This window comes from Myroides sp. A21 (genome assembly GCF_000807225.1).
Classification (GTDB): domain Bacteria; phylum Bacteroidota; class Bacteroidia; order Flavobacteriales; family Flavobacteriaceae; genus Flavobacterium; species Flavobacterium odoratimimum.
Window position 1 is genome coordinate 1,597,831 of sequence record NZ_CP010327.1, and the last position, 12,184, is coordinate 1,610,014.

10 protein-coding genes, 3 tRNA genes and 1 riboswitch are annotated in these 12,184 nt (G+C 32.4%); of the genes, 5 read left to right on the forward strand and 8 right to left on the reverse strand.

Annotated elements, in window-relative coordinates; all coding sequences use genetic code 11:
• The first annotated feature begins 78 nt into the window (after nt 1-78).
• The 4 genes from trxA (at nt 79) to MYRA21_RS07345 (ending at nt 1,612) form a co-directional block, all read left to right on the forward strand.
• Nucleotides 79-396, forward strand: a complete 318-nt coding sequence (gene trxA / locus MYRA21_RS07330; protein WP_006257591.1) for a thioredoxin — start codon at nt 79-81, stop codon at nt 394-396.
• A 635-nt stretch (nt 397-1,031) separates the two neighbouring features.
• Nucleotides 1,032-1,105 (forward strand) — tRNA-Asp (locus MYRA21_RS07335).
• A gap of 151 nt (nt 1,106-1,256) precedes the next feature.
• A tRNA-Asp gene (locus tag MYRA21_RS07340) sits at nt 1,257-1,333 on the forward strand.
• A 202-nt stretch (nt 1,334-1,535) separates the two neighbouring features.
• Nucleotides 1,536-1,612, forward strand: a tRNA-Asp gene (locus MYRA21_RS07345).
• A 169-nt stretch (nt 1,613-1,781) separates the two neighbouring features.
• Here the strand turns inward: MYRA21_RS07345 and MYRA21_RS07350 are convergent.
• The 8 genes from MYRA21_RS07350 to MYRA21_RS07385 all read right to left on the reverse strand — a co-directional run bounded on the left by MYRA21_RS07350 (nt 1,782) and on the right by MYRA21_RS07385 (nt 10,593).
• Nucleotides 1,782-2,327 carry a GNAT family N-acetyltransferase gene (locus tag MYRA21_RS07350; protein ID WP_006260506.1) on the reverse strand — a complete coding sequence of 182 codons (546 nt, stop codon included), beginning with the start codon at nt 2,325-2,327 and terminating at the stop codon, nt 1,782-1,784.
• 74 nt (nt 2,328-2,401) lie between these two features.
• Nucleotides 2,402-3,208: a DUF4465 domain-containing protein gene (locus tag MYRA21_RS07355; protein ID WP_006257589.1), complete on the reverse strand. Its 807-nt coding sequence runs from the start codon at nt 3,206-3,208 to the stop codon at nt 2,402-2,404.
• A gap of 53 nt (nt 3,209-3,261) precedes the next feature.
• Entirely contained in the window at nt 3,262-4,356 is a 1,095-nt protein-coding gene (locus MYRA21_RS07360; RefSeq protein WP_006257588.1) for a DUF4465 domain-containing protein, read from the reverse strand.
• 28 nt (nt 4,357-4,384) lie between these two features.
• Complete coding sequence (locus MYRA21_RS07365) at nt 4,385-5,686, reverse strand: hypothetical protein (RefSeq protein ID WP_006257587.1); 1,302 nt, start codon at nt 5,684-5,686, stop codon at nt 4,385-4,387.
• 14 nt (nt 5,687-5,700) lie between these two features.
• Entirely contained in the window at nt 5,701-6,837 is a 1,137-nt protein-coding gene (locus tag MYRA21_RS07370) for a YncE family protein (protein WP_006257586.1), read from the reverse strand.
• Complete coding sequence (locus tag MYRA21_RS07375) at nt 6,834-8,903, reverse strand: TonB-dependent receptor (RefSeq protein ID WP_006257585.1); 2,070 nt, start codon at nt 8,901-8,903, stop codon at nt 6,834-6,836. The genes MYRA21_RS07370 and MYRA21_RS07375 overlap by 4 nt, the downstream gene beginning before the upstream one ends.
• 112 nt (nt 8,904-9,015) lie before the next feature.
• Nucleotides 9,016-9,197, reverse strand: a riboswitch (cobalamin riboswitch).
• A 57-nt stretch (nt 9,198-9,254) separates the two neighbouring features.
• Nucleotides 9,255-9,695 carry a MepB family protein gene (locus MYRA21_RS07380; protein ID WP_006257584.1) on the reverse strand — a complete coding sequence of 147 codons (441 nt, stop codon included), beginning with the start codon at nt 9,693-9,695 and terminating at the stop codon, nt 9,255-9,257.
• 76 nt (nt 9,696-9,771) lie between these two features.
• Nucleotides 9,772-10,593, reverse strand: coding sequence for a hypothetical protein (locus MYRA21_RS07385; RefSeq protein ID WP_006257583.1), 822 nt, complete (start codon nt 10,591-10,593; stop codon nt 9,772-9,774).
• Between the two features lie 252 nt (nt 10,594-10,845).
• Here MYRA21_RS07385 and MYRA21_RS07390 point away from each other — a divergent pair, with 252 nt between their 5' ends.
• Entirely contained in the window at nt 10,846-12,054 is a 1,209-nt protein-coding gene (locus tag MYRA21_RS07390) for an outer membrane beta-barrel protein (protein ID WP_006257582.1), read from the forward strand.
• Nucleotides 12,055-12,184: the final 130 nt, after the last annotated feature.

Below are 12,184 nucleotides of genomic sequence, written 5' to 3' on the forward strand. Positions count from 1 at the left end.
ATAAAAAAAATTGTATGTAGGTCGATTACTATAATAATTTTATTAAGTTTGTTGGTATAATATAAAAAGCAAAGAATAATGGCATTAGAAATAACAGATGCTACTTTCGAGGAAGTAGTATTAAAATCAGACAAACCCGTAGTGGTTGACTTTTGGGCAGTATGGTGTGGACCTTGTAAAATGTTAGGGCCAGTAATCGAAGAGATCAGCTCAGAATACGAAGGAAAAGCTGTAGTAGGTAAAGTAGATGTTGATGCAAATCAAGAATTCGCTGCTAAATTCGGTATTAGAAATATTCCTACTGTATTAGTATTCAAAGATGGTGAAGTAGTACAACGTCAAGTAGGTGTTGCACCTAAGAAAACTTATGTAGATTTCATTGAAGGATTATTATAATCCTCGATATATATATAGTATAAAGGAAGACTCTCAGTAATGAGGGTCTTTTTTTTTGACTCTATTCTAGTGAAGTGAGTATAGTGTCCCAATAGTTGTGACCATAATAGGGCAAAATAATGCAGAAGTGACTATAATAAGCAGTATGTAAGATAAAGAATGTATGATCGTGTAGTTTTGTCAGTGAATTATAATTCATAGGTTCTTTGACATATTGTATTAATAGAGGAGAAATAATCTTAGGAGTAGCTCTTTTATGGAGGTGAGGATTACTCAATTTCTTGTTTTAGGACGAGTAAAGAGAGCGATTTATTAGATGGGACTTGTTTTTTTTGAGTAAAATAGGTTGTTGTTTCTGTTTTTTTTGATGGTGAGGCTTATTTTTTGTGGGAATAGTATGTATTTATTATGGTAAAATAGGGTGAATAATGGTGTCGGATAGTGTGATTTTGATTGTTTAGGGAAGGGGTGTGTGAAGAGAGGGAAAAAAAATGAAAAAAAGTTTATGTTTTATGTTGTTGATACTCAGTTTTATCAAATTTAATAAGGAGAAAAGTTTGATTTTTTTTAAAAGTACATTTGGAACTGTAGAAAATGGTTGTATATTTGCATCGCATTAAAGCAGTAATGACGAAGGTTTGGTAGTTCAGTTGGTTAGAATACATGCCTGTCACGCATGGGGTCGCGGGTTCGAGTCCCGTCCAGACCGCAAAAGGGGAGACTAGCATCTCTTGAAATATAGAGATGCTTTTTTATCCGCTCTTCGTTAGAAAATAAAAACTTTAAAAAAGTTTGGAAGTTTTAAAAAAAGAGTTACCTTTGTCGCCGTTAAAGAATTAAGCTTTAATACAAAAAACACTGGTTTGGTAGTTCAGTTGGTTAGAATACATGCCTGTCACGCATGGGGTCGCGGGTTCGAGTCCCGTCCAGACCGCCAGTTAAAAGGAGCCTCTCACAACGTGGGACGGCTTTTTTTGCCCTCTAAAGTTTTTTAGGGAGCTAAAGATTAGTTGTGTTGTTAAGTGCGAAAGCACTAAAGGTTTAGTAGTTAGACCAATGAAAAGCTTTCCTAGTGCGGGAGAGCTTTTTTTAATCAACTGTTGACTTTTGATAATAACACGTAGAAAATATTGAATATTGGTTTGGTAGTTCAGTTGGTTAGAATACATGCCTGTCACGCATGGGGTCGCGGGTTCGAGTCCCGTCCAGACCGCCAATAAAAAAGAGCCTCTCATGAAGTTGGGAGGTTTTTTTTGGCCTCTAAATGTTTAACATTAGAGGAGCTAAAAATAGTTGTGTTGTTAAGTGCGAAAGCACTAAAGGTTTAGTAGTTAGACCAATGAAAAGCTTTCCTAGTGCGGGAGAGCTTTTTTGTTATTATATCCTTATCTGTATTGGTCTCTATTACGATATTTAAAAATTCTTAAGGCTACCTTTAAAAGGTTATTCTGGATATAATCATCTTTGACAAATATATAATCCATATAGATGGCGTTAGGATGTGGCACTGTTACATAAGGTGTACACTTGGTAAAACCATATTCTCTATAGATAGCGTTCTGGCCCTGTTGCGCTTTACTAGTAGTTACATAAATTCTCTTGTAGTTTAGTGATTCTATATGTTGTATGATCTGCTGGCATAGTTTATTTCCTAGACCAAGCCCTTGATGCTGTGGGCGTATATATAGATTAGTAATCTCACATGTCGTATCAGTAAGTCTGTGCATGGCGATACAGCCTGCTAGTGTACCATTCACTTTAGCTATATATAGTAACGCTTCATTAGAGACGTTATCTGTACTTGAGTTAGGACTTATGCTGATGGAGTTGTCTAATGGCCTTAAATCTGCTTGTATAGCTCTATTGTATTCTGTAAGTAATTGTTCTATATCTGTAGTCATAGTTAGTGACTGTATTATCTGGATGTTCATTATTAGGTGTGTTAATCTAAAGGATAGAACAAGGTATAAAAAAGGACTATTGTACATAGTCCTTTTAATGATGTTTAATTGGTTTTATAAACTGTAAGATTTTTAGCTGTAAAGTATGCAGGTGTGTTAACTCCCCATTCTCCTTTATCAGATGAATCTATATAAAACACCAGGTATTTTATATTAGTTAGTTTTTCTAAATTTACTTTTTGCCAGTCCATATTTACCTTACCAACTTCTTTTCTATAATCAATCAGGAAGTGTTCTATTGGTTCTGTAGCAATAGCTTTATTACTATCTAGTCCATAAACAAGTACTTTAAAGAAATCTCCTTTTACAAACTTCTTTGCAAAAGCATCTCCTCTTTGAGTTGAGTGATATGTGTATGGGCTTAATGCTAATTCTATTGATTCTGCAGAGTAGCTCTCTTTAAGAGTAACTACTGTTAATGCTTTATCAGTATCTATAATATCCCCTTTCTTTAGGTCTGATGGAACTCCTGAAGTGTTAGCAACTAAGAATGGTGTAGTGTTATCAGCCATTGTACCATACATGTAAGTAGGAAAGTTGTCATTATGATCCTCTTTATCTGTACTGTTGGATACAGTAAAGCCATTCCAATATTTAACACCACTAAAATCATTTACTTTATGACTGAATGTATAAGGAGAAACAACTAGAGGTGTGTTTTCAAATGTTTCTCTCCATATTTTGCCATCTTTTGTATCTAGCGTTAAAGGAACTGAAGAAAGATTTAATGATTCTCTTTCTCTTAATGGTATGCTATTATCATCACTAGAGCAACTAGTAAATGTAGTAGCAGTAAGAAGTGTAAGCCCTAATATTAAAGAGGTGCTTAGCCTTAAGAAATGTTTTTTCATAGTTTTTTATTTAAAGATTTAAAGAACTATTCTAGTAGTTGTTCTTTAGTTAATTATTTATCTATTTTATCAACTGTTAAGTTGTCCATACAGAAGTAAACAGATGTATTTGGCCCAAAGTCTCCTGCATCTGTAGTCTCCATCTGGAATACTAAATAACTTACTTCACCAAGTGATGATAGGTCTATTTTATGCCAATCTTTAGACATGATTAATTCATCACCTCTGTAATCTGCTAAGTAATGTGTAACAGGTTTTTGGTTGATCTTATTGTCTTTATCAACTCCATAAATCATTAGCTTAAAGTAGTCTCCTTTGACAAATTTTCTAGCAAAAGAATCTCCTGTTAAGTTTCCATAATATGGCCATGGATGGTTAGAGATATCTACATTAACAGCTTTGTAACTGTCTTTAGCTTCTCCTATCTTAATCCAATTAGAGTATTGCTTTTCATTAAATACTGCTTGTGTTGCTTGCCAATCTTTCATATAGTATCCCCAATACCCTATTATAAAAGGTGTGCCTTCGCCTTGTGTACCTCCTTTAGCCATAGAGCCCCATTGGTTCTCTATGAAACCTGCAGATCCTTCTTGGTTATAATTTTTATTGTCTTTTACATTAGATACTGTAAAACCATCCCAAGTATTTGGATATTCTGACGTGTGAGAGAAGGTGAATATCTGATGTTGTAATAGTACTTTATCAGTATAAGTCTTACCCCATATTTGACCTCCTTGTTTATTCAGGCCATTAGCTAGATTGAAAGTAGAAAGGTCTAATGTAATGTAGTTATAATTATAGCTTTTAGCTACATCAACTTTATAAGTATAATAACTATGAGAGTTTCCTTGCTCTACTATTAAAATTAGGTTTCTAGTTCCAGGAGTATTGTATGTGTACTTTAATACTTGTTCATTAGATAGAATAGTTCCTGAAGTATTGTCTTTCCATCTGTAGACAGCATTAGCAATGTTCAGTTGAGGATCTATGGTGACTTCATCGAAAGTTACAGATTCAACTGTTCCACTGAATGTAGGTATTACATAAGGGACATTGTCATCATTAGAACAGCTCGTAAATATAGAAGCTGTTAGTAAAGTTAGTCCTAAAAATAGTATCGAACTTAACTTAGTAAAGTATGTTTTCATTATATATGTTAGTATTGTTCGAAATTAATTATTTTCTAGTATTAATAGAGGTTCCTTCAACATGTAAGTCTATAGCACCAGCTACTTCTGTAGATACTTCTCCTAGCCAACCTGACTCTTGATTGATACCTGTATATACTTTAACAAAATCAATACCTGGTAGATTAACTTTATTACCATCTTTATCTACAGCCCAATTGATATCAATGGCTGATTCGTCATCATTATTAGGTGCGTTGTCTGCATATCCCCAAGGATATGAATATAATACCCAATATGAACCTTGTCCGCTTTCATCTTTAGCATTATTGGCTAACTTAGTTCCTTTAAAGGTAATCTTGTCCCCTGTATGCCATTCTGGAAAATAGCTTTGTTGGTGGAAAGTGTTCTTAGGTTTCCATCCTTTATTACCTTGGTTGTCTTCCCATTTTATATATTCTAAATCAGTAGCCCAATTGATACTAGGATCTTTTACAGGTTCTTTATTTGGGTCGGGTTTGTAATATGTAATTTCGTAATTCTTTATAGTCTCTTTTTTATGATATTCGCTACCAGCTATTTCATACCATTCATCCTCATCAGGTATACCATTTTGATTTTTGTCATACGCTACCATAATGATTCCAGGTTCACAACTTCCTCCACGACCAGGAGCTTCTGGATTAGGGTTGCCACTAGCCCAAAAAGCATTTCCTAGTACTCTAAAGTCTCTCTTTCCTGGAACATTAACAATTGTGTGGTCAAATCCAAATACTACATAACCTCCAAAGCCACCAAGAGAAATCATTCCAGCTTTATCTTTAGCTATTGCGTCTTGAGCCTTCTTAATCATTGTTTCCTTTGTGTCTCCAACGTTATAAACAGGTAGTTTATTAGTGAATTGGCCATAAGAAGGCATGAAGTCAAATACTTTCGTAATATGCTTTTTGTATTCTACACTTTCTTTGTTAACAATAATATTAAATTGTTGATTGATTTTTAATTTAGGATCTTTAGCTTCTATTTCAATAGTATAGTTTCCTGTATTTAGAGTTACAAAGTCTAACTGTTGTTGGTCACTAATTATAGAGTCTTTACTAATATCATTAAGCTTTATTACTTTCCAAGAAATAGAAGGGTTAGTAAACTGTTTTAATTCTGGTTTTATTAGTACTAATTTACTTCGGTCTACTTGATATATAGAGTCAAGTTTTAAGACATTACCAGTTGGAACTACTGGATCAATTGGCGGAGTACCAGGAGATGAATCATCACTAGAACAGCTATAAAAAGTAATAGCTGATAAGCATAGAGTAGCTATTAGGCTTAGTTTTAATCTTTTTGTTTTCATATTAAGTTATTGGTTTATTTTTTAATGAATGCTATATGAGCAGGTATATTACCTCCTGTTGTCTTCCATTTAAGTTTTCCTTCAGGGGAGAAACAGTAGACAAAACCTGTTCCTATATAGTCTTGTGCGTCCGTCATGAAGATTTCTTTAGTTTCAGGATTGACTGCTATTCCATAAGGTATCTGTATTTGTTTTTCTGTGCCATCGGTGATGATGTTATCAGTAATAACTTTTTTTGTCAATGTATTAAGGATACCATAAGACACATTATTACCTCCTGTGTTATGTTTATAAGAAGTAGCGTAGTAGTATAGCTTGTCATCATCCATAGTCATATTAGATACAGGTATGTCAAGCTTCTGCTTCACTTGGTCAGAGTTAGAGTCTATTACATATAAGTTAGGTTCTACATTATAATAGTCTCCTCTCGAAGAAACATAGATATCCCCAGCTTTATCAATTTGCATACGATGTAAGTTGATGGCTACATCTATCTTTTTGGTTTCTGTAAATGAAGGAATGTCTATCACTGATACTGTAGTATCATAATTAGGAACACGGTATCCTCCAGAGTTAGCCACATATAGTTTATTTCCTTTAATGACCATTTCTTCAGGTTGATAACCTACCGTTACTCGTCTAGTTACTTCTAAGGATAAGGTATCTATCTCCGCTACAAAACCACGTTCTGCATTTGGATTAATCTCTACTTTTCCTGCATAAGAGCTAACGTACGCCTTACCATCTTTAAAAGCTAAATAACGACAGTTAGGTACATGTATTTGCTTAATATGTTTGCCTGTTTCTACATCAAATACTTCTATGAAGTTTGATACGTTAATAGTAGCATAAGCTTTAGTACCATATATCTTGATATCATTACCTACATCACCTAGTTCTTTAGTAATGTTTGGATTTCTTTCTGAGAAGATATCTCTAGTATACGTTCCGTTGTGATATTCAAATAAGTCTATAGACGCTCTGTTCATTCCCATATTACCTTCATTAAGCAGGTAAAAACCACTGAATTTATTAGTGGAAACAGGAATAGATACTTGTGAACTATCGGATAAGAATATCATCTCATCTTTGCGACAACTTACTAATGTTAGTAATGCTAAAGCAAGGAATATTATTTTATTTAATTTCATAGGTCAAAACTTAAAGTGAAACGGAAGTTACGTCCAGGCATTGGGAAGTTACTCACAACTTCATAATATTGATTAGCAATATTGTTTGCCTCTATGCTTGCTTTAAAGTGGTATTGTCGCCATTTAAAGCTTTTAAGTAAGGAGATATCATGCGTATACCAAGGCTGTATTTCATTTCGCTTGATATTGTTTTTGTTTCCATTATAGCGTTCTCCTACATAAATAAAGCTATAGTTAAGCCCCCAATCTTTATAATCTAGACTAACAATAGATGACCCTGAATGCCAAGGAGCATAAGGTATCTGATCTCCGTAATAAGAAGGCGTCCCATATAGTGTCTTGCTTTTGTCTTTGGCAACCGTATATTCATAAGTTAGATTTACTCCTAACTTTAAGTCCTCCATGATTTTTAGGGTAGTACCTAAGTTAGTTTCTATTCCGTAGTTCTCTACTTTACCTAGATTAGTCATCATCCATCTCATCATACTAGAAGTAGGAGTAGCGATAATCTTATCTGTAATATTAGCATAATAAGATTCAACAGACAGATGTACTTCTTCAAAAAGAGACTGTTGAAACTGTTTGTTATAAGTAAAACCTAAGTTAACCTGTCTAGATGCTTCAGGCTTTAAGTTAGCTGTACCTAATTGGGTATAATAAAGGTCATTAAATGTAGGTAGTCTATAAATATACTTATAGAATGAATGAATGACTAAATTCTCATTGTCCCATGGTTTATAGCTTAGGAACACAGAAGGTGCCCAAAACTGACGATCAGGTGCCTCAAAGTTATAACGTACTTTCTCTTTTGTAAATGTTCCTAGTATATTAGCCTGAGCCTTTACTTTACCTAGATTTACAGAAGTAGCAAGTGAAGTCAAGAATGTATAGCGTTCTGGATAAGAGAACGGAGTTCCTTGACCCTTACGTGTTGCGTTTAACTTATTGTATTGTAAATCTGTAGATAAAGACACATCCCATATATCAGTAAGCTTGTACAGGTGTGCTGCAGATAGATAATATTCTTGTTGAAAATAAGTATTGTCAAACTGTGGATTATAAGTTACCTCTTCTCCTTCGAAGCCTACCGTCTTACGCGATAAGTAATGCATTTCATCATAAGCATATTTTCCTTTGAGTTGGAATTGATATCTGTCTGAAACAAATCTAGTCCATTCTCCTTGTGCCATGAAGTTTTTGTCTTGTTGACGTTCATTGATATTCTCTGTTTCAAGAGTAACATCACTTTTCTTAATAACAGCACCAGGTAGTCCTCTATCTGATTGATAGTAATATAAATTAGCTTGCCAAGTATCTTTATCTGTTTTTCCAAACCATGTATTCTCTATTCGATACGCCTCTATATCACTATTCTGCCTATGACCAATAGTATCATAAGCTACAGAACCATCTATATTATGGCGTTTTTGTCTGAATTTATAATCACCATTAGAATAGATGTATTCAGCACTGATAGAGGTGCTAATATTGTTGTTTACTTTGATATCTGTGCGTACAGAAGGGTTGACTAATTGGATAGAACCAGCCTTGTATTTAGCTGATATATTTATGTCCTTTCCTTTTTGGAAGACAGGTTTTTTAGTTTGTAGATATACAGTAGAAGCAGACGCAAACTCTTTAGCAGATTGGAAGATGGCACTGCGCTGACCATTATATAGTGTTACAGTCTCAATATTATCTAAAGAGAACTTACCTAAGTCTACGATTCCATTCTGCGCATTGCCTACTTGTACCCCGTTATAAAATACTCCTACGTGATGAGTACCCATATTACGAACGTCTACAGTCTTTAGCCCTCCCATACCACCATAATCTTTGATCTTCACTCCTGCGAAGTATCGTAGAGCATCAGCTACGCTATAACTATTAAGGCGTTGAAGTTTAGCTCCGTCTAGTGTCTGTACAGGTATAAGATCTCGAAAGACTTCTTTTTGTATCACGATCTCATTTAGAGCAGTGATACTGTCTTTAGGTGTCTGCGCATATATAGCAGTATTCGCCATACATAACACAGTGGTTAGTACTAGTAATTTTGTTTTTGTCATATTAGTTTTTGGCTAGTTGATTTTGACATTTGGAGTAGATATAAATGCGTCAAAATCATTGTTGCCAATGACTATATCATAGAACGCCTTATGTTTCATCCCCCGAAAACATCAAAACTTATTTTAGAATGGCAGGTATTCTGACTTACTCATAACGAATATCCTTCCCATCTATGCGACAGTGGATAACTAGATTCGTTATTATTTATGAGCTTACAGCAGCGGGTCTGTTTAGGATTTTCACCTAATTCCCTTTTTCATATCACAGTGATAACCAGTCTGATTACAAATATATAAAAAAAGCTTAATGGAAAGTATTTATTCTGTTAATGGTATTTTATTATAGAATCTTTAAAAATTATTCCAAAAAGGCAAGTGAGATTGATAAGTCTTTAAAGCTTGCTTATTCATTTCAGCCTCTAGATTAGGATAGACACGCATTCCTCTTTTGCCTTCTTTTTGTTCGGTAGAGATGATATTAAGTTTAGCTAATTCTTCTTTGGGGTATAGAAAGTACCCTTGTTGAGTAGATATAATAAAATAGTCAAAATCATCTTTAATATGATAAGGAATAGTCTTCCCTTCATAATCACGTTGCCAAATGGCTACGAAATAACCTACCTTTTTAGGTGTTACTTTAGCTTCTCTATATATAAATTTCTTATCATTTAGAGTAAAAGTACAAGCGTTATAATCATTTTTCTCTATACCCCACTGTATATCTGAGATACTAGTAGATATACAGTTTCCTAATATTTTATTTAGTTGTTCTATATAGTAATGAGGTAGCATTTAATGATATTTATCTATCGTTTTATTATGTTTATAAATGATTGGCATTAGAAAATTTAAACTCTTTTATTTCATATTATTTTTCTACTGTAAGTGCTTTATAGTTAAAAAACTCTTCAGTTATATATTCATTGTGATTTATTTTCTTAGTATATGTTGGATAATTATCTTTATTATATTGATATTCCTTGGTCTCTATGGGATAGAAAACACCTTTATATGTCTTTATATTGTTAGAAGGGGTATAGTTATATCTAATAGGAGAAAATGCAGTACGATATTCTAATACTGATAAGTTTAAAGGCATATCCTTAAAGGGATTATATGCTTCATCATATGTAAATTCTTCTCTTGGTAGAGTAGAACCCTCTAATTTGACACTGGTTACATTGCCTTTTGTATCATATAAGTATTCTATATTACTTTTATTTTCTGAAGCTATAGGATATACATAGTAAATTTGATTATTACTGTTCGTTTTGTATTCATAGTTAGAGTTGCTATACTTATTCGAAAGTACTTTAGTTAAGATTCCTTTGTCATTGTATACTAAAGCATCATCTTCTTTGATTTTTCCTAATGAATCTTTTTCTATTAAATGAAGAAGCTTGTTAGAGGTATTATAAGTATAGTTTGTTTCTGACTTATTTAGATAGAATAACTTTTCATATCCTTTCTTCTTAAAATAATCTACAGTATAATGTTTTATTACATTACCATTTTTATTGTATTCAAAAGTTATTTCGGAGATTAAAATATTGTTGTTTTCTGTTGTAATTTTTTTGTAAGATTCTAATACAGTGATTGTTTTGTTGTTTTCAGTTGTATTGTCTGAGGAGCAACTACTTATGCTTATTGCAACTAATAAATAAGTGAAAAAAGTAATATTTCTAATCATAATTTGTAAGTGTTTAGTAAGTCTTAAAGATATACTTTTGTTTGATTACACTTATAGTTAATATGATATCCTCTCGACTTTTTTAATTTATGAATAGAAACAATGAGTAAACTTACTAATCTTATGGAAATTACTACTGTTATTATTTGACAATATAAATAAGTTTGTGTTTTTGTTTGAAAATGTTAATAAGTAATTATTTTATTTTGATTACTTTTAGATTTGTTTAACAATCTATTAAGTGTGTGAATTATGCGTAAACTATTTGTTTTTCTGTTTTTAGCTACTTCTTTAGTAGGGTTTGCTCAGATTAATTTTGAGCCAGGTTATTATGTTGATAATAATGGTAATCGGGTAGAGGGATTGATCAAAAATATTGATTGGATGAATAATCCTACTAGTTTTCTATATAAAGCAGATGAGAATGCTAGAAGTGAGAACATTCTTTTAGCGGATGCTAAAGAGTTCTCTATTCTCAATAAGAGTAAATATGAAAGACATAAAGTTAACGTTGATATTTCAAGTGATAAACTTCAAAATATGACTAGTGATTCTTTACCAATCTACAAGGAAGAAATGGTCTTCTTAAAATTATTAGTAGATGGTAAGGCAAAATTGTATACATACTATAATAATCAGAGTAAATTCTTTTATCAAAAAGAGGATAAAGAGATTATTCCATTAGTATATAAGAAGTATATTAAGGAAAATAGTAAGGTGAGTAAAGAAAATGGAAATATTGCTACTAATGATAGTTATAAACGTCAGTTATGGATGGACGTTAGTTGTAATACTGACTTAAAGAAGAGAATTAAATATTTAGAGTATAAAATTAAACCATTAACGAAGTACTTTCAGGAATATAATAATTGTGAAGGAGATGAAAGACAATTGTTTGAGAAGAAGAAAGACGGCAATAATCTTCATTTAAGTCTGCGTCCACAGGTATCTATTTCTACTTTTGATTTTGATAATAGTGTTAGTAATGAAAGTCATAATTTAGGAAGTAAAGTTGGTTTTGGAGTTGGTGTAGAATTAGAGTATACGCTTCCATTTAATAATAAAAAATGGAGCTTAATAGTAGAACCTACCTTTAAGAATGTGAATTTTAAGGAAAAGGGTGAAGTAGAGATTAAAATGAATTATAATTCTTTTGAACTACCTTTTGGAGTGAGATATTATTTCTTTATTAATGATAAGTCAAGAATATTTATTAATGCTTCTTATCAGTTTAATTTTGCTTCTAGTACAAATATTAAGTTTAGTAAGGCTAACACAGAAGCATATAAAAGTCTGGATGTTAAATCTGCTAATAATGCAGTATTCGGTATTGGTTATAAGTATGATCGATTTATTGTAGAGTATAGAATTAGTACAAAAAGAGATGTATTGAAAGATTATTCATACTGGGATTCATCTTATGGTAATATGTCATTTATTTTGGGATATTCTTTTTTTTAAAAAATGTTGATATATAATGAAATGAACCATCTTATGATGGTTCATTTTTTATTTATACCTCTAGTTCAATTAAAAAGACTTTATGTATTAGAACTTAATCGTGTTCTTTTAGCGTGATACCATCAGCATC

What these genes read in the sequence shown, in the direction of transcription:
- trxA (WP_006257591.1), top strand. Translation starts at nt 79, where the DNA reads ATGGCATTAGAAATAACAGATGCTACTTTCGAGGAAGTAGTATTAAAA.
- MYRA21_RS07350 (WP_006260506.1), bottom strand. Translation starts at nt 2,327, where the DNA reads ATGAACATCCAGATAATACAGTCACTAACTATGACTACAGATATAGAA.
- MYRA21_RS07355 (WP_006257589.1), bottom strand. Translation starts at nt 3,208, where the DNA reads ATGAAAAAACATTTCTTAAGGCTAAGCACCTCTTTAATATTAGGGCTT.
- MYRA21_RS07360 (WP_006257588.1), bottom strand. Translation starts at nt 4,356, where the DNA reads ATGAAAACATACTTTACTAAGTTAAGTTCGATACTATTTTTAGGACTA.
- MYRA21_RS07365 (WP_006257587.1), bottom strand. Translation starts at nt 5,686, where the DNA reads ATGAAAACAAAAAGATTAAAACTAAGCCTAATAGCTACTCTATGCTTA.
- MYRA21_RS07370 (WP_006257586.1), bottom strand. Translation starts at nt 6,837, where the DNA reads ATGAAATTAAATAAAATAATATTCCTTGCTTTAGCATTACTAACATTA.
- MYRA21_RS07375 (WP_006257585.1), bottom strand. Translation starts at nt 8,903, where the DNA reads ATGACAAAAACAAAATTACTAGTACTAACCACTGTGTTATGTATGGCG.
- MYRA21_RS07380 (WP_006257584.1), bottom strand. Translation starts at nt 9,695, where the DNA reads ATGCTACCTCATTACTATATAGAACAACTAAATAAAATATTAGGAAAC.
- MYRA21_RS07385 (WP_006257583.1), bottom strand. Translation starts at nt 10,593, where the DNA reads ATGATTAGAAATATTACTTTTTTCACTTATTTATTAGTTGCAATAAGC.
- MYRA21_RS07390 (WP_006257582.1), top strand. Translation starts at nt 10,846, where the DNA reads ATGCGTAAACTATTTGTTTTTCTGTTTTTAGCTACTTCTTTAGTAGGG.